This is a genomic window from Streptomyces sp. NPDC056628 (genome assembly GCF_042792555.1).
GTDB lineage: Bacteria > Actinomycetota > Actinomycetes > Streptomycetales > Streptomycetaceae > Streptomyces.
Genome location: NZ_JBHTWG010000041.1, coordinates 1 through 16,416 on the forward strand (window position 1 = coordinate 1; position 16,416 = coordinate 16,416).

The 16,416-nt window shown below is 73.0% G+C and carries 17 protein-coding genes and 2 pseudogenes; 10 read left to right on the plus strand and 9 right to left on the minus strand.

What is annotated here, in order from left to right:
* The 4 genes and pseudogenes from ACFRAC_RS31770 to ACFRAC_RS31785 all read left to right on the plus strand — a co-directional run.
* Window positions 1-95: pseudogene (locus tag ACFRAC_RS31770) on the plus strand (chitinase); the annotation flags it as partial.
* A gap of 40 nt (window positions 96-135) precedes the next feature.
* A complete protein-coding gene (locus ACFRAC_RS31775; protein WP_382936231.1) occupies window positions 136-1,041 on the plus strand; it encodes an aldo/keto reductase in 906 nt (301 codons plus the stop codon).
* Between the two features lie 217 nt (window positions 1,042-1,258).
* Entirely contained in the window at window positions 1,259-1,645 is a 387-nt protein-coding gene (locus tag ACFRAC_RS31780) for a VOC family protein (protein WP_382936239.1), read from the plus strand.
* 46 nt (window positions 1,646-1,691) lie between these two features.
* Window positions 1,692-2,756, plus strand: coding sequence for an adenosine deaminase (locus ACFRAC_RS31785; protein WP_382936243.1), 1,065 nt, complete (start codon window positions 1,692-1,694; stop codon window positions 2,754-2,756).
* Here the strand turns inward: ACFRAC_RS31785 and ACFRAC_RS31790 are convergent.
* Complete coding sequence (locus tag ACFRAC_RS31790) at window positions 2,744-3,253, minus strand: DinB family protein (RefSeq protein WP_382936248.1); 510 nt, start codon at window positions 3,251-3,253, stop codon at window positions 2,744-2,746. The two genes, ACFRAC_RS31785 and ACFRAC_RS31790, sit on opposite strands and share 13 nt — an antisense overlap.
* A gap of 25 nt (window positions 3,254-3,278) precedes the next feature.
* On the minus strand, window positions 3,279-4,166 hold the full coding sequence (locus ACFRAC_RS31795; protein WP_382936253.1) for a LysR substrate-binding domain-containing protein: 888 nt from the start codon (window positions 4,164-4,166) through the stop codon (window positions 3,279-3,281).
* A 137-nt stretch (window positions 4,167-4,303) separates the two neighbouring features.
* On the opposite strand from ACFRAC_RS31795, the gene mgrA reads away from it, so the two are divergent.
* On the plus strand, window positions 4,304-5,296 hold the full coding sequence (mgrA, locus tag ACFRAC_RS31800) for an L-glyceraldehyde 3-phosphate reductase (RefSeq protein WP_382936259.1): 993 nt from the start codon (window positions 4,304-4,306) through the stop codon (window positions 5,294-5,296).
* A 294-nt stretch (window positions 5,297-5,590) separates the two neighbouring features.
* Window positions 5,591-6,001: a hypothetical protein gene (locus ACFRAC_RS31805; protein ID WP_382936262.1), complete on the plus strand. Its 411-nt coding sequence runs from the start codon at window positions 5,591-5,593 to the stop codon at window positions 5,999-6,001.
* Window positions 6,002-6,270: 269 nt separating this feature from the next.
* Here the strand turns inward: ACFRAC_RS31805 and ACFRAC_RS31810 are convergent, their stop codons facing one another.
* Window positions 6,271-7,569 (minus strand): streptophobe family protein, encoded by a 1,299-nt coding sequence (locus tag ACFRAC_RS31810; protein WP_382936266.1) that lies wholly within the window; start codon window positions 7,567-7,569, stop codon window positions 6,271-6,273.
* A 298-nt stretch (window positions 7,570-7,867) separates the two neighbouring features.
* Here ACFRAC_RS31810 and ACFRAC_RS31815 point away from each other — a divergent pair, with 298 nt between their 5' ends.
* Together ACFRAC_RS31815 and ACFRAC_RS31820 are read left to right on the plus strand one after the other, a co-directional pair.
* Window positions 7,868-8,323 (plus strand): ATP-binding protein, encoded by a 456-nt coding sequence (locus ACFRAC_RS31815; RefSeq protein ID WP_382936271.1) that lies wholly within the window; start codon window positions 7,868-7,870, stop codon window positions 8,321-8,323.
* A 77-nt stretch (window positions 8,324-8,400) separates the two neighbouring features.
* A complete protein-coding gene (locus ACFRAC_RS31820) occupies window positions 8,401-8,874 on the plus strand; it encodes a helix-turn-helix domain-containing protein (RefSeq protein WP_382936275.1) in 474 nt (157 codons plus the stop codon).
* Between the two features lie 15 nt (window positions 8,875-8,889).
* On the opposite strand, the gene ACFRAC_RS31825 is transcribed toward ACFRAC_RS31820, so the two are convergent.
* Window positions 8,890-9,492, minus strand: coding sequence for an ATP-dependent Clp protease proteolytic subunit (locus ACFRAC_RS31825; protein WP_361353047.1), 603 nt, complete (start codon window positions 9,490-9,492; stop codon window positions 8,890-8,892).
* A 2-nt stretch (window positions 9,493-9,494) separates the two neighbouring features.
* A pseudogene (locus tag ACFRAC_RS31830) lies at window positions 9,495-10,132 on the minus strand (ClpP family protease).
* Between the two features lie 193 nt (window positions 10,133-10,325).
* Here ACFRAC_RS31830 and ACFRAC_RS31835 point away from each other — a divergent pair.
* Window positions 10,326-11,171, plus strand: a complete 846-nt coding sequence (locus ACFRAC_RS31835) for a hypothetical protein (RefSeq protein ID WP_382936282.1) — start codon at window positions 10,326-10,328, stop codon at window positions 11,169-11,171.
* A 76-nt stretch (window positions 11,172-11,247) separates the two neighbouring features.
* Complete coding sequence (locus ACFRAC_RS31840; RefSeq protein ID WP_382936286.1) at window positions 11,248-12,015, plus strand: cellulose binding domain-containing protein; 768 nt, start codon at window positions 11,248-11,250, stop codon at window positions 12,013-12,015.
* 19 nt (window positions 12,016-12,034) lie between these two features.
* On the opposite strand, the gene ACFRAC_RS31845 is transcribed toward ACFRAC_RS31840, so the two are convergent.
* From ACFRAC_RS31845 to ACFRAC_RS31860, 4 genes are all read right to left on the minus strand, one after another.
* Complete coding sequence (locus ACFRAC_RS31845) at window positions 12,035-12,409, minus strand: hypothetical protein (protein WP_164492250.1); 375 nt, start codon at window positions 12,407-12,409, stop codon at window positions 12,035-12,037.
* Window positions 12,410-12,788: 379 nt separating this feature from the next.
* Window positions 12,789-13,733, minus strand: coding sequence for a MurR/RpiR family transcriptional regulator (locus tag ACFRAC_RS31850; RefSeq protein ID WP_382936293.1), 945 nt, complete (start codon window positions 13,731-13,733; stop codon window positions 12,789-12,791).
* A gap of 55 nt (window positions 13,734-13,788) precedes the next feature.
* Window positions 13,789-15,474 (minus strand): ArnT family glycosyltransferase, encoded by a 1,686-nt coding sequence (locus ACFRAC_RS31855; RefSeq protein ID WP_382936300.1) that lies wholly within the window; start codon window positions 15,472-15,474, stop codon window positions 13,789-13,791.
* 127 nt (window positions 15,475-15,601) lie between these two features.
* Window positions 15,602-16,249, minus strand: a complete 648-nt coding sequence (locus ACFRAC_RS31860) for a nucleoside/nucleotide kinase family protein (RefSeq protein WP_382936306.1) — start codon at window positions 16,247-16,249, stop codon at window positions 15,602-15,604.
* Window positions 16,250-16,416: the final 167 nt, after the last annotated feature.

Here is a 16,416-nt window from a genome sequence, read left to right on the forward strand (position 1 = left end):
GCAAGAACCCCGCCCAGGTCCAGAGCCGCGTCGACGCCTACCAGCGCTTCACCCAGATCCTCGGCGTCTCCCCCGGCGCCAACCTCTACTGCTGAGCGCCCTCCCGGGTCCCGCGGCGTGTGCGACACTCCGCCGATGACCACCGAAGCGATCACCGCGCACGCCGCGGGCACCTGGGATCTCGGCGACCGCACCGTCAACCGCCTCGGCTTCGGCGCGATGCGGCTGACGGGCAGCGCCGCCTTCCACCATGGCGTCCCCAGTCGGAGGGACCGCTCGATCGCCGTCCTGCGCACCGCGGTCGAACTCGGCGTGAACCACATCGACACGGCCGCCTTCTACTTCTCCGCCCTGCGCTCCGCCAACGAACTCATCAACACCGCGCTGTCGCCGTACGCCGACGACCTCGTCATCGCCACGAAGGTCGGCCCCCACCGCGAGTACGACGGCGCATGGGGCACCGCCGCCCGGCCCGACCAGCTGCGCGGCCACGTCGAGGAGAACCTCCGCCAGCTCGGCCGCGACCACCTGGACCTCGTGTACCTGCGCTGTATGCGGCAGGACTCCATCGCCGAGCACTTCGGCGCCCTGGCCGAACTGCGCGAGGCCGGACTCGTCCGCCACCTCGGCATCTCCGCCGTCCGGCCGCGCCACCTCGCCGAGGCCCGGGCCATCGCCCCCGTGGTCGCCGTCCAGAACCGCTACGCCCTCGACCGGCCCGACCCGGACGCCGACGAACTGCTGCGCCTGTGCGGCGCGGCGGGCATCGCGTTCGTGCCCTTCTACACGGTGGCCGGAGACGTGGGGGAGCAGGGCGCGACCGACGCGCACGACGCGGACGTCCTGGCCCTCGCACGGGCCCACGGCGTCACCCCCGCCCAGATACGTATCGCCTGGACCCTGAGCCAGGGACCGCACGTCCTCGCCATCCCCGGCACCGGGAAGCCCAGCCATCTGAGGGAGAACGTGGCCGCCGGCGCCCTGCGCCTGACCGAGGCGGAGCTGGACCGGCTGAACGCGGGGCGCGGGCAGGGAAGTTGAGACCCGTGCGGTCTCTGCCCGGGGGAGTGCCACGCCGGTGGGCCTTCGCCGGCGGGTGTGCCGGCCCCGGGGCGGGAGCCCGCACGCCCGCCGCCCTCCTGGACGTCCGGGCCGGGTCCCACGTCACGCGCCCACCGGCGCGTCCCCTCCCGGGACTGGCGCCGCCCACGTTTTACGTATAACCTCTCCCGTCGACCACCCGTCCCGGAAGGCCCCGATGTCCTATCTCGCCCTGGTCACCCTCGTCGTCGACGACTACGACGAGGCGATCCGCTTCTACACCGACGCCCTCGGTTTCCGGCTCGTCGAGGACGCCCCGCGCCCCGACGGCTCCCGCTGGGTCGTCGTGGCGCCGGACGGCCAGGGCACCGGACTGCTGCTGGCCCGCGCCAAGGGGGACGGCCAGCGGGCGCGCGTCGGGGACCAGACCGGCGGACGGGTCGGGTTCTTCCTGCACACCGACGACTTCGGCCGCGACCACGCCCGCATGCTCGCGGCCGGCGTGACCTTCCTGGAGGAGCCCCGGCACGAACCGTACGGTTCCGTCGCCGTCTTCCAGGACCTGTACGGCAACCGCTGGGACCTGCTCCAGCCCGCCGGCTGACCCGTCCCGCCCCATCGCACCCCGCCCGACCGAGAAAGACCGCACCATGACCGCTACGCGCGTAGACACCGATGTGATCCGCCGCCTCCCGAAGGCCGTCCTGCACGACCACCTCGACGGCGGACTGCGCCCCACCACCGTGGTGGAGCTCGCGGCGGAGATCGGGCACACCCTGCCCACCACCGACCCCGACGAGCTCGCCGCCTGGTACTTCGAGGCCGCCAACTCCGGCGATCTGGTCCGCTACATAGCCACCTTCGAGCACACCCTCGCCGTGATGCAGACCCGCGAGGGCCTGCTGCGCACCGCCGAGGAGTACGTCCTGGACCTCGCCGCCGACGGCGTCGTCTACGGCGAGGTGCGCTATGCCCCCGAGCTGAACACCCGGGGCGGGCTGACCATGGCCGAGGTCGTGGAGACCGTCCAGGAGGGTCTGGCCGTCGGCATGGCCAAGGCTGCCGCGGCCGGCACCCCCGTGCGGGTGGGCACGCTGCTGTGCGGCATGCGGATGTTCGACCGGGTGCGCGAGGCCGCCGACCTGGCCGTCGCCTTCCGGGACTCCGGCGTCGTCGGCTTCGACATCGCCGGGGCCGAGGACGGCTTCCCGGCCGCCGACCACCTCGACGCGTTCCAGCACCTGCGCCGCGAGAGCGTGCCCTTCACCATCCACGCCGGCGAGGCGCACGGCCTGCCGAGCATCCACCAGGCCGTGCAGATCTGCGGCGCACAGCGCATCGGCCACGGCGTACGGATCACCGAGGACATCGTCGACGGCAAGCTCGGCCGACTGGCCGGCTGGGTGCGTGACCGCCGGATCGCCCTGGAGATGTGCCCCACGTCCAACCTGCAGACCGGTGCCGCCACGTCGATCGCCGGGCACCCCATCACCGCGCTCAAGGACCTCGGCTTCCGGGTCACCCTCAACACCGACAACCGGCTCGTCTCCGGCACGACGATGACCCGCGAGATGGCACTGCTGGTCGAGGAGGCCGGCTGGACGGTCGAGGACCTGCGCACGGTGACCGTGAACGCCGTCAAGAGCGCGTTCATCCCGTTCGACGAGCGCAAGGCCCTCCTGGAGGACGTCGTGCTCCCGGGTTACGCGCTCTGAAGGAGCCCGCGGACGTAGGCGGCCTGTCCGACGTGCTGGAGATCGTCGGACAGGACGCTGACCAGCCGGACCCCGAGGGTGACCGGCGGGTCCCAGTTCTCGTCGACGATCCGCTCCAGGTCCTCGGCGGTCACGGTCCGCAGCGCGCCCAGGGACTGCTCGTGCACGGCGTCGTAGTAGCCGGTCAGCAGGTCGCCGGAGGACACCTGGACCTTGGCGACCTTCTCCGGGGTGTGGCCGTAGCCGGTGTCGTGGGGCGGCAGGTCGAGCCCGAACTTGCGGTGCCAGTCCTGCGCCAGCCACACCTGCTCGAGCCCGAAGGCGTCGGCGATGTGGTCGTCCTGGATCCGGGTGAGATGCCAGATCAGCCAGGCGATGGAGTTGGCGTCGGGGGAGGGGCGGGTGCCGAGCTCGCCGGGGCCGAGGCCCTCCACGGCCGCATGGACCTCTTCGCGGATCCGGCCGTAGGCCTCGATGAGGATGTCCTTGGCATGCATGGGTCCACCATCGCGCATGTCCGCGTCAGGCGCCCCCGGTATCCAGCAACCCCATCAGCGCCCGTGCGGCCGGACTCGTGGCCTGCTCCGGGGGCAGCAGGGCGACCGTCCGGTACACGGTGTCGCCCGCGCCCTTGACCGGCAGGGCCGTGAGCGACGGCCGCTTGTGCCGGAAGTGGCGCGGTACGACGGCGATCCCCAGGTTCTCGTCGACCAGGTCCAGCAGGCCGTGCACGTCGTTGACCTCCAGGGCGACCGTCCGGCGCACCCCCGCGGCGGCGAACACGCTGTCGGTGGCCCGGCGCGGCCCCCAGTCCGGGTGGAAGTCGACGAACACCTCGCCGCCGAGGTCCTCGGGGGTGACCGCGGCGCCGGCCAGGGCGAGCGGATGGCTCGGGTGGCACAGCACGGTCATGGGCTCGCTGGTCAGCGGTACGGCCCGCAGCTGGTCGGTCTCCTCCTGGGCGGTCCGCACGGCGAAGGCGAGGTCGAGGCGCCCGGCCGCGACCTCCTCCGCGAGCGCGCCGGAGCCCGCCTGCCGCAGACAGATCTCCACGTCCGGATGCGCACGCCGGAAGGCCGCGAGCAGCCCCGCCACATGCACCCCGGCGATGCACTGCTCGGAGCCGAGCGCGAGCATCCCGCGCAGCACGCCCTGCACCGCCGCCACCGCCTCGTGCGCGGCCCGCACCTGCGCGAGGATGCGCTCCGCCTCGCACAGCAGCGCCCGCCCGGCCGGGGTGAGAGTCACCCGGCGGGTCGTCCGCACGAACAACGGCGTCTGCAGCTCTCGCTCCAGGGTCCGGATGGAGGCCGACAGACCGGACTGGGACACCATGAGGCGTTCGGCCGCACGGGTGAAATGCTGGTCCTCGGCGACCGCCACGAAGTGCTGGAGATGGCGCAGTTCCATGATTGAGCAGCCTAGCCGCTGAATCCCATCTGATTTACCTGTTGGACCACTGCCCGCAGGTCGCGACAGCATGGACGGCGACCGGAACGGCGTCTCACGCGAGCCGCCCCCCGTGTGCCCACCTCTCTGGAGTCGCGTTGTACACCGCACACCCCGACCGCTACGCGGACATGCCCTACCGGCGCACCGGACGCAGCGGCCTCAAGCTCCCCGCGCTGTCGCTCGGCCTCTGGCACAACTTCGGGCCCGACCGCCCCGCCGAGACCCAGCGCGCCATCCTGCGCCGCGCCTTCGACCTGGGCGTCACCCACTTCGACCTGGCCAACAACTACGGCCCGCCGCCCGGCGCCGCAGAGACGGCGTTCGGCGAGGCGCTGAAGGCGGACTTCGCGCCCTACCGGGACGAGCTGATCATCTCGACCAAGGCCGGCTATCTGATGTGGCCCGGCCCGTACGGCGAGTGGGGCTCGCGCAAGTACCTGCTGTCCTCGCTCGACCAGAGCCTGAAGCGGATGGGCCTGGAGTACGTCGACATCTTCTACTCGCACCGCCCCGACCCGGAGACTCCGATGGAGGAGACGATGGGCGCGCTGCACTCGGCGGTGCAGCAGGGCAAGGCGCTGTACGTCGGCATCTCCAACTACTCGGCGGAGCAGACCCGCGAGGCCGCCCGCATCCTGGGCGAGCTGGGCACCCCGCTCCTCATCCATCAGCCGCGCTACTCGATGCTCGACCGGCGCCCCGAGGACGAGGGCCTGCTCGACGTGCTCGACGAGCTCCAGGTCGGCTCGATCGTCTTCTCCCCGCTGGAGCAGGGCCTGCTGACCGGCCGCTACCTCGACGGCATCCCCGAGGGGTCGCGCGCGGCGAGCGACAGCCCGTTCCTGAACTCCGACGCCATCACCGAGGACCTGGTCGGCCGACTGCGCGCGCTGGACGAGATCGCCACGTCCCGCGGCCAGACGCTGGCCCAGATGGCGCTGGCCTGGGTGCTGCGCGGCGGCCGGGTCACCTCGGCGCTGGTCGGCGCGAGCAGCCCCCGCCAGATCGAGGACAGCGTCGCCGCGACGCGCAACCTGGACTTCGACGCGGAGGAACTGGCCCGCATCGACGCGGTGATCAAGGGCTGAACCCGCCCTCCCCGAGGGCTTCGACAGCGCCCGCGGACCTCGACCGGTCCGCGGGCGCTGTCGCGTGTCCCGGATCCGGGAGGGTGACCAGGTCTCCGTCTGGTTCAGGCCAAAGACCGACGTGAATATGCCAGGAGACTGGCCGGAAAGTCATGGTGACAGTGTTTCAGTACTGAACATACTCGACAGCGAGGGTGCTTCACGTGGGGCGACGGCGCGCTCACACACCGCTCACGAGCCGCACGGGAAGCGAGGTCCGCCGACAGGCGAACACGGCACCACGGGGGAGGCTGCGTGCACGACGAGTTCCTTTGCCATGTCACCGCGTACGGCGTCTGCGACGGCCGGCGGATCGGCGTACCCCTCGGTACCTACCGCGCGCCCACCCTGGCCCTCGCCCTGTGGTGGCTGCGGGACCGGGCGTCCTGGATGGCCGAGCGATTAGACCCGCGACCGGAGTCCGAGCGCATCCCCGCCGCTGCGCTCGTCCCGGTCGCCGACACCGTGCCCGACGTCCCCGCCGTGCTGCGTGCCTGGTGCGGTGACGTGGACCAACAGGAGCTCATCGCCGACGAGTTGGCGGCGGGCCGGCTCGTGCGGGTCGCCGTGAGCGACGACACCACCGAGTACGAACTGCTCGCCGAGTCGGTGGACGCCCTGCGCATGCAGCGCACCGTCCCCGCTCTGATCGTGCCCGTGGGCTAGCCCCCGGAAGGGCGCCCCCGGACGGAGACGATCAGGCGAGGCCCGCCCACCGGCGGTGAGTCGACCGATGCCGCGCGCTCGGGCCCAGCGCCTCGCGGCGGCCGAGGCTCTCCGCGGTGCCGGGGGGCGCCAGACCTCCCTCGACGCCGGCCCCGTCGACGGACTCCCCGAGGGTGCGCCTCCGCTGGGGCCGGGACCCCCCATGCGGGCATCCGGAGTGCCGGCAGGCGCCCGCCCCCTTCGGCAGACGCCCGACGTCCACCGCCGCCTCAGCCCCGGACCCCGGGCCCCGTCGTCGCCGGGACCTCGCCGCGATGCCGCAGGCGCCGCGCCGGCAGGCCGCCGAGGAACCCCGTGACCAGGCCCCACAGCAGGGCCAGGCCGAGGGCGCCCCAGGTCCGGGGCTTCAGGAAGAGCTCGCCGGCCAGGCCGCCGCCCAGGTCGCCGATGCCGAGGATGGACAGGCCGTAGTGCGCGGAGATCCGCCCGACGAGGCAGATCATCAGCACCGTGAGCGCCAGCGCGACCGCCATGCGCAGCGCGTGCTGCCAGGGGCGCACCCGGGCGGGTGAGCGCCGGGCCATCACGACGGCGACGGCCGGCAGCAGCACGGCGTCGACGACGAGCAGCCACCACATCCGGACGTCCTGCTCGGCGAGCGTGCCCAGGTTCACCTCGGACACGTCCCGGCCGCGCAGCACCTCGTCGAGGACCTGCGGCATGGGCAGCCCGAACGGCCCCTCCACGCGGCCGGTCCACGTCGCGCCGAGCCCGATCGTCAGCGCCGGCCACGCCAGGTTCGGCAGCCCGAGCAGCAGCACCGCGAACGTCTCCGCCACATGGCCGCGCGTCGCCGCCACCACCAGGCCGATCACGAGGCCCAGCACCACGTACGCCAGCAGCAGCACCACCATCGCGTACGCGGCCGGCCGCACCGACTCCTGGAAACGCAGCAGCCGGGCCGGCAGCGGGGCGCCGCGCGCGACCAGCAGCGCCAGCACCAGCACGCCCAGCAGCCACAGCGTGCCGAAGAAGACGCTCAGCGCCACGTCCGTCGTGAAGCCGACCTCGGGTTCGATGCCGAACAGCTCCCCCAGATCGCCGAGCGCGTCCTCGCCGAGGTCGCCCAGGGACAGGGTGAAGGTCTGGCGCGCCCCGAAGGACAGGGCCAGCATGGCCAGGACCCACAGGACGGCGATCCGGGCCGCCCAGCCCGCCAGTTCCCCGGCGCCCGCGACCGCCCGGTGCCGCAGCGGCCGCAGGAACCCGGCCGCCACGACCAGCGCCCCGGTGAGCGTCACGGACAGCGGGATCACCGTCAGCTCGGCGTCGGACGAGGCCAGACCCCCGGCGCTGCCGGTGAGTTCGACCGTGCCGCCCACCGCCGTGACCAAGGTCGCGGCGACCACCCGGGGGAAGGCACCGTCCGGCAGGTCCGCGGCCCCGGCCGCCCACAGGCCCAGCGCCGCGACCACCCCCATGGCGACGGCCGTGGCCAGGACCACGACGAGGGCCTGCACCCAGCCGTGGGCGGCGACGGCCGGGCGGGAGGGGGTCTGCGCGCTCACGCTGCCCACGCTAAGCAGCACCCAGGTGCCTCGCCCGCCGGGAGGGCCGTCCGCGTCGGCTTGCGAGCCCCGGTGAGCCGGAGCACAGAGCCGACCCCCCGAGCCCGGGACCACGACGTCCGAGCCGCCCCCGGACGGGCGGTGCGACCACCACGGGCTCCGCCTCCACGGGGACCGGAGACGGCTTCGTCGCCGCTGTGACGTACGGCGCGTCACGAGGTTGGACTGCACGGCGCCGCACTGGGTACGAGGACTGGTGAAGTAGTGTCCGGCGGTGCCGGCTACCGAGAGAGAAACGATGATCGACCACGTGGACGAGGCAGTGATTCCGACTGGTTTCGACGTGCCCGTGGAGCCGCTGCGGCGCACGGCGCACTTCAGCGGGGAACAGGGCTGCATCGCCGAGGCGCGGTCCTTCGCCGCGCTGTTCCTCGGCCGGCTCAGGACCGAATGGTGCGCCACCATCGGGCGGCCGGTGGAGGAACAGGTGCTTCTCGTGGTCAGCGAGCTGGTCACCAACGCCGACCGGCACAGCAACGGCCCGTACATCCTGGACCTCGAGGGCACCGACGACACGGTGTCGATCTGCGTGTACGACAGCAGCTCCGCGCTGCCCCGCCGCTTCCCCAAGGACCCCGAACGCATCGGCCGGCACGGACTGGAGATCGTCCACGCGCTGGCCACCGAGGTCGTCGTGGAACGCGTCCCGGTCGGCAAGCGTGTCCGCGCGGTCATGCGCCTCGGCGCCGAGTGACGGGCGCCCCGCCCGATTTCGTCCAGGGCGGAACGCGCTCATCTTCCCCTGACGCCCCCGGCTCCTAGGCTGGGACGGTGAGCGAACAAGCGCCGAACGAAGCCCGCGTCATCCCCCTGCGCCGAGCGGTCCAGCGTCCGGCCGCCGTACGCCCGGGGACGACCCGCCCCCCGTCCGAACGCCCCGCGCCCGCCCGGCCGTCCACCGCGCCCGGCACCGCCGCGCCACCGGCGGCCGCGCCCAGGGAGCCCCTGTGGCGCGACCTGGTCGGCGACGTCCTGCGCCGCGAACGCCTCGCCCAGGAGCGCACGCTCAAGGACGTGGCCGACGCGGCCAGGATCTCCATGCCCTATCTCTCCGAGGTCGAGCGCGGCCGCAAGGAGGCCTCCTCCGAGGTCCTCGCGGCCGCCGCCCGCGCCCTGGGCCTCGGTCTGGGCGACCTGCTGACGCTCGTCCAGACCGAGCTCACCCGGGTCACCTCCCGCCGGGTGCCCCCGTCCGGACGCGGCCGGACCGGCTCGCCCTACGACGGGCTGTGCCTGGCCGCGTGACGCGGGGCCGGCGCCTCAGACCCGCACGAGGCGCCGGCTCACCACCTCGTCGGCCAGCCCGTACGCGACGGCCTCCGGCGCCGTGAACACCTTGTCGCGGTCCATGTCCGCGCGCAGCGTCGTGAGGTCGTGGTGGGTGTGCCGCGCCAGCACCTCCTCGACCTGCGAGCGGATGCGGACCATCTCCTTGGCCTGGAGGGCCAGGTCGGACACCACGCCCCGGCTGCCGCCGGTCGCGGGCTGGCCCAGCAGGACCCGGGCGTGCTCCAGTACGAACCGCCGGCCCGGGTCCCCTCCGGCCAGCAGCACGGCGGCCGTCGAGGCCGCCTGTCCCACGCAGAACGTGGAGATCGGCGCCTGGACGTACGTCATGGTGTCGTAGATCGCCATGAGCGAGGTGTACGAGCCGCCCGGGGAGTTGATGTAGAGCGAGATCTCGCTCTCCGGCGCCGACGACTCCAGGTGCAGGAGCTGCGCGATGACGACGTTGGCGACGCCGTCGTCGATCTCGGTGCCGAGGAAGATGATCCGCTCGGACAGCAGCCGGCTGAACACGTCGGAGGACCGTTCGCCGTGCGCGGTGCGCTCCGTGACGTACGGAATCGTGTAGTTCCCCATGATCACAGCCCCATCCGTCGCCTGGACGCGGCCGGGCGGACGTCCGCGAGGGACTCCAGGACCCGGTCCACCATGCCGTACTCCCTGGCCTGCTCGGCCGTGAACCAGCGGTCGCGGTCCCCGTCCCGGGAGATGGTCTCCGGGGTCTGGCCGGTGTGCTCGGCGGTGATCCGCTCGACGGTCCGCTTGGTGAACTCCAGGTTGTCCGCCTGGATCTCGATGTCCGCGGCGGTCCCCCGATGCCCGCCGACGGCTGGTGCATCATGATCCGCGCGTTCGGCAGCGCGTACCGCTTGCCCGCCGTGCCGACGCTCAGCAGGAACTGGCCCATGCTGGCCGCGAAGCCCATCGCGAGCGTCGAGACGTCGTTCGGGATGAGCCGCATCGTGTCGTAGATGGCCAGGCCCGCGTGGACCGAGCCGCCCGGGCTGTTGATGTACAGGCTGATGTCGGTGCGCGGGTCCTCCGCCGACAGCAGGAGCAGCTGGGCGCAGACCCGGTTGGCGGACGCCTCGGTGACCTCGGTGCCCAGCAACACGATGCGCTGGCCCAGCAGTTGGGAGGCGAGTTGGTCGTCGAACCGGGTCGGCGGGGTCTCGCCCTCCTCCGCGCGGGGCGTGAGCGTGACAGGTGGGGTCATCGGTCCTCCTCGGTGATGGGATGCCGTCGCCTCCCACTGTCGGCCGGGCCGGGTGCCACCGGTGGCTTTCTCTGCCTGCGGCAGATCGGCCGAGGGCAGAGCGCCCCCGGCCCGGGACAGCCCCGTCCGACGTTTGTCCGGACATCGGGGCTCCGCTTACGATCGGCTGCCACCGCAGCCCCAGGAGCCCCGCATGCCAGCCGCCCGTCCCCGCGTCCTGTACGTCAGCGACCTCGCGTACCCGGCCCGCGGGCGCCGCTACTGCGACGAGGACATCCATCTCACCTCCCGGCTGCGCGAGGACTTCGACCTGGCGCTGTGCCACCCCCGCGACGCGGCGGCGCTGATGGACGCCTTCGACGCGGTCGTCGTCCGCAACAGCGGCCCTGTCCTCGGCTACCAGGACGTGTACGACGACTTCCGGCGCCGCGCGCTCGCCGCCGGGACCCGCGTGTACAACCCGCTCACCGGCAAAGGGGACATGGCGGGCAAGCAGTACCTGCTCGACCTGACCGCCGCCGGGTTCCCGGTCATCCCCACCGTGGACCGGGCCGAGGACCTGCACCTGCTGCCCGGCGCCGGGCGGTACGTGGTCAAGCCCAAGCTGGGCGCCGACTCCATCGGGCTGCGGACGGTCTCCAAGGCCGAGGCACGCCAGGCCGCCGACGGAACCGTCCTGGTGCAGCCGCACGTCGACTTCGCCTACGAGGTGTCGTTCTACTTCGTCGACGACGCCTTCCAGTACGCCCTGTACGCGCCGCACACCGACCGGCGCTGGCAGCTCGAACCGTACGAACCGAGCGCCGCCGACCTGGACTTCGCCCGGCGCTTCGTCGAGTGGAACACCATCGGGCACGGTATCCAGCGCGTCGACGCCTGCCGTGCCCCGGACGGCGCCCTGCTGCTGGTGGAGCTGGAGGACCTCAACCCCTACCTCTCCCTGGACGCCGTGGACGACACCCGGCGGGACGCCTTCGTCACCGCCATGAAGGAGTCGCTGCGCCGTTTCGTCACCGGTTCCGCTCCGGCGGGCGCCTGAACCGGCGGGGCGGCACCGCCGTATCTCTTCCCGGGGATTGGCCCACCCGTGCACGACGGGACGGAAGGAGAGCGGTGTGCCCACCCAGCCCGACCCCGCGGAACCCGGCGAAGGACCGGCCCTGGAACCGATCCACGTCCTGCGCCCACGCCGTACCGACGCGCTCGCGGAACTCTTCCGCGAGTGGGAGGAGGACGTCGGCCGAGGGTACGAGACGGTGGCGCTGCCCCGGCCCGCCCCCGGCGCCGACGACGCCACCCAGGAGCTGCCGGCCGTCCCCGGGGACGGTGGGACCGTCCCGTACGGCGGCGCCGCTCCCGCTCCGGTCGCGCACGGCGCGGGCTTTCGCCGTACCGCCCTCGCGGTGACCGTGACGGCCGCGGCGGTCCTCGGCTTCGGCGGGGCCCTCCTGCTGACGGGACGCGACGACGGCGGCAGCGGGGCGGCCCGGGAACCCGCCGTGTCCGCGAAGCCCTCCGCCCCAGCGTCCGAGGCAGCCGGCGGGGACGCGCCCGGAGCCGACGCGGGCTGCACGGCGTCCTTCCGGACCGTCTCCAGCTGGCAGGGCGGCTTCCAGGGGGAGGTGACGGTGACCGGTGCCCCGTCCGCGGCCGTCTCGGCCTGGACGGCGACGGTCGTACCGGCCGGCGGCGCCCGGCTGACCCAGGTCTGGGACGGCACGCTGTCCACCGGGGCCGACGGCTCGGCGACCGTCGCCAACGCGGACTGGAACGGCAGCCTCGAACCGGGCGCGAGCGTCACCTTCGGCTTCCTGGCGGCGACCGCGTCGGACGCCTCGCCGTCGGCGGAGGTCAGCTGCGCGGCACGCGGCGAGGAGCGCTGACCGGTGACCCGCCGCCGCGTCAGCGCCCGCGCTCGACCAGCGCCTGCGACACCGCGCGGACACTGCGCGCGATGTGCTGCAGCTGCATGACCTCGGCCGCGTACATCTTGATGGTGTGCTCGATGACCGACTCGGGAAGGCCCAGCGCCGGCAGGTCGGCCCGGGCGGTCTGCAGCGCGGTGCGGGCGACCCGGATCTCGTGCTGCACCTGGATCTGCGCGTGCCGGGCCAGCAGGACGGGGTGGCGGATCAGCGCGGGGTAGCTGGCGTAGCGGGCCGGCACGAGGTCGCGCAGCCACTTGGCCGCGGAGCGTTCCCAGTCGTAGGAGCCGGGGGTCTTGACCTGGCACGGCCAGTCCGGGCTGATGCGCGTCGTCGTCAGGGGCATGATCATCGCTTCCACGGGTGTGCGGCGTCGTCCGGGGTGTCCGACGGGTTTTCGGCGCGGCCCCGGCCTAGGGGATGACCGGGGCCGCCGCCACCGGGCACGCGCGCAGGCGGTGCCCGACCGAACAGCCCGTGCGCCGACGCGGGTAGGAGACGGCGGCAGGCGCTGTTCGTTGTGGAGCCCGACGCGGCTGCCGGGACGCACACGACGGATGGGACGACGTGTGCATGAGCGGACCGGCTGCCTTCTGTCGGGCGGGTGATGCGTGTGCAGTATTTATATATGCCGTCTGGTTTGCAAGGCGTATGAAAACATTCATGCGTGATTTGAAGTGAAGGCTGCCCGTGTGCCGTGGTTCGGCAGGTGTGGTGGGAGAGCGGACCGGTCAGTCCCGCAGGAAGAACTGGTGTTCCTCGGAGATCTGCTCGTAGTCCTCCAGGCGCCCCTGGGTGCGCTCCGGATCGGCGTCGGTCATGGCCTGGAGCAGCGCTGCCGCCATCACGCCGGGCGCCGCGTAGGAGTCGAAGACCAGGCGGGAGCCGGTGCCCGTGGCGAAGACGACGTCGGCGGCGTCCGCCACCGGGCCGAGCGCGAGATCGGTGACGAGGGCGATCTTCAGGCCGGCGCTGCGCGCCACCTGCACCGCGGTGAGCGTCTCCTGGGCGTGCCGGGGCATCGAGAACGCCAGCACCCAGGTGCCGCCGGCCTCGCGCGACTGGAGCAGGGCGTCGTAGGCGACACTGCCGCCCCGGGTGACCAGCCGTACGTCGGGGTGGATACGTCGGGCCGCGTAGGCGAAGTACTCGGCGAGGGAGGCGGAGATGCGCAGCCCGAGGATGGTCAGCGGCGTGGAGCGGGACAGCTTGCGGCCGACGTCGATCACCTCGTCGGGGTCGACGAAGTCCCGCCGCAGGTTCTCCAGGTTCTCGATCTCGGCGTCCACGGCGGCCTGCAGCTCGTTGGCGCCGTTCTCCTCGGACGCGGGACCGCCCGCGAACGTCCCCAGGGCGATCGACTGCAGCTTCTCCCGCAGCGCCGGGTAACCGCTGAAGCCCACCGCCGCGGCGAACCGCGTCACCGACGGCTGGCTGACCCCGGCCCGCTCCGCGAGATCGGTGATCGACAGGAACGCCGCCTCCGTGAGGTGCTCGATCAGGTACTGGGCGATCCGGCGCTGCCCGGGCGACAGTCTGGGCTGGTCGAAGAGGGTCCTGAGCTGGGAAGTCGGGGAAGCCTCCGCTTCCGGAGCGGTCTTTCCCGAGGTGATCGCGGACGCCTGCGCGCGCGCCTGCTGGGGCGAGGGCGAAGGTGTGCCTCCTTTGTCTTCCACAGTGCCTCAACATAGCCCACACACCGTGGTGACCAGGGATCGAACGGGCGCCCGCTCACCGCCGGTAGAGGGTGATCGAGTGTCCGACCGTATCGACGGGGCGACTGCCGGCGATCAGCAGGGCCAGCCGGCCGGTCGCCTTGGCCGCCGCCGAGTCGGACACGACGAGCAGTCCGCGCACCTCGTGCGGCGGCACCTCGCGCGGATCGCGGGACCGGATGCCGTAGTACGACGGCACCCCGCTGCCCTTGTAGACCAGCCAGACCCGCTCGTGCGGGTACCGCTCGCGCAGCCGGTCGGCCAGCCGTCCCAGATCCTGGCCCCAGTCCACGTTCGAGTCGTGCAGCTGCAGCCGGGTCTGCGCCGGACCGCCGAACGCCTCGTTGGAGTAGGGGAGATAGTAGGGGAACGTCCGCAGCGAACTGACCGCGACGAACGCCACCAGCGCCGCCACCCCGGCCGTGACCCACCGCCGTCGTACGACGAGCGCGCATCCCGCGGCCACGGCCAGGAACATCGGCACGAACAAGGCGTACCGCGTCCCGAAGTTGCGCGCGCCGAGCATCGCCGCGGCCAGCAGCACGGCGGCGGGCACCAGCAGATAGGGCGCCGCCGGCCGCAGCCGCCGTACCGCGAGCGCCGCCGCCGTGCCCGCCGCCCCGAGCGCGAGCATGCCGAGCGGCGTCTTCACGAGCAGCGCGGCGGGCAGGTAGTACCAGAGCGCCCCGGTGTAGAGCCGGCCGAACAGGAAGCCCTGCCAGGGGTGGTTCTCGAAGGCGAACTGGACGCGCATGCCGTCCCGGTAGGACTCGGGGAACGGCAGCAGGTCCACCGCCAGACCCCGCAGGCCGTGCACGACCGGCACCGGCTGGTCCGGGTCCCAGCGCAGCCGCGGATCGACCAGCAGGTAGGACACCCAGACGACGGCGACCGCGACCAGCGCCACGACGCCGGCGGCCACGGCCGCCCGGCGCAGTGCCAGGCGCCGGGGCAGTGACGGCGGCCGCGCGGACCACACCGACAGCGCGGTGAGCGCGAGCAGGACGGGCACGGCCGGGAGCGTGCTCATCTTCGTCGCGAGGGCCGCCCCGAGCGCCGCTCCGGCGAGCGGCACGTACCGGCACGGCCGGCGGCGTGCCCGCCACGCCAGCCACGCGGACACGAGCACGAACCCGGCCGCCGGGACGTCCAGCGTGGCGAGCGAACCGTGCGCGATCAGGTCGGGCGAAAAGGTGTACAGCCCGAGCGCCACCAACCCCGCGAGCGAACCGGCGAGTTCACGGGCGAAGACGAAGGCGACCCAGCCGAACGCCAGCGTCAGGACGATCACGGGAAGCCGTGCGAACAGCATCACCCGCCACGGGTCGTTGCCCGACCCGTACAGCAGGTGCCGGCCCAACTCGCCCTGGTCGCCGCTGAATCGGGCGTCCAGGTGCGGATCGGCGAGCGCCACCCCCAGCCCGATCACGAGCTTGCCGAGCGGCGGGTGCTCGGGGTTGTGGACCAGTTCGTGCGTGTGCAGGTACTCGGCGGCCGTGCCCACGTAGACGGGTTCGTCGATCGTCGGCGTCTGCTGTACGGCCGTCGTCACCATGGCCACGGCCATCTGCCCGAGCAGCAGCACCACCAGCAGGGGCAGCAGCCACCGCGGTCTCCCCGAGGGCCGTTCACCGGCGGTGCCGGAGGGCGCCTCCGGCACCGGTGACGTGAGCGCGACCGGGTTCTGTTCGAGCGCCATCATCCGCTCCGGGGTGCCGCCGGCCCCGGACCCGGGGTGACGCCACCTGCCTCGGGAGTCGTACCGGCGGACCTTCCGCCGTGCCCAGGGGTACGGCGCGGGAGGGGCCCGGGTTCACCCTGGCGCGGTGTCACGAGGGCAGGGCGGTCGCCGGGACCACCAGGTCGGCCCGGTCCCGGGTCGCGGCGACCAGCTCCGCGTTGCGCTGGTCCGAGCGTGTCACCCAGGCCACCGCCTCCTCGTGCGTCTTGCCGAACCGCTCGTGACGGGCGATCAGCCGGCGCAGCCGTTCCCGCTCCTCCAGCTCGCAGAACCACACCTCGTCCAGCTGGGGCCGCACGAGCGCCCAGGCGCCCGTCTCCAGCAGCAGGTAGTTCCCCTCGGTGACGACCAGCCGGGCCGTGGGCTCCACCGGCACGGCACCGGCGATCGGCTGCTCCAGGACCCGTTCGAACCAGGGGGCGTAGACGGTGCCGTCGCCGGTCTCCTCGCGCACCCGCCGCAGCAGGGCCGCGTACCCGGCCGCGTCGAAGGTGTCCGGGGCGCCCTTGCGGTCGCGGCGGCCGAGCCGTTCGAGCTCGGAGTCGGCGAGGTGGAAGCCGTCCATGGGCACATGGGCCACCCAGGGATCGCCTGTTCCGTTCAGTTCCCGCACCAGGGTCTCGGCCAGGGTCGTCTTGCCCGCCCCGGGGCTGCCCGCGATGCCCAGGACGGCACGGCCGCCCCCGTCGGCCAGGGATCGGGCGCGGTCGAGGAGGTCTGCGAAGGTCGGAGCCACACAGCAGAGTGTGGCATCCGGGTGGCGTCGGTCCACCCCCGGTGGGCGCGCTGACCGGGGCGGACGCGCCATCCGTGCGGCACCTGGCGGAACCCACCCCCCACCCATGCCCGGTGCGGGTTAGTTTGTCGATGTTTTTAATCTTTTCGGCTCCCCGCGCCACCCGC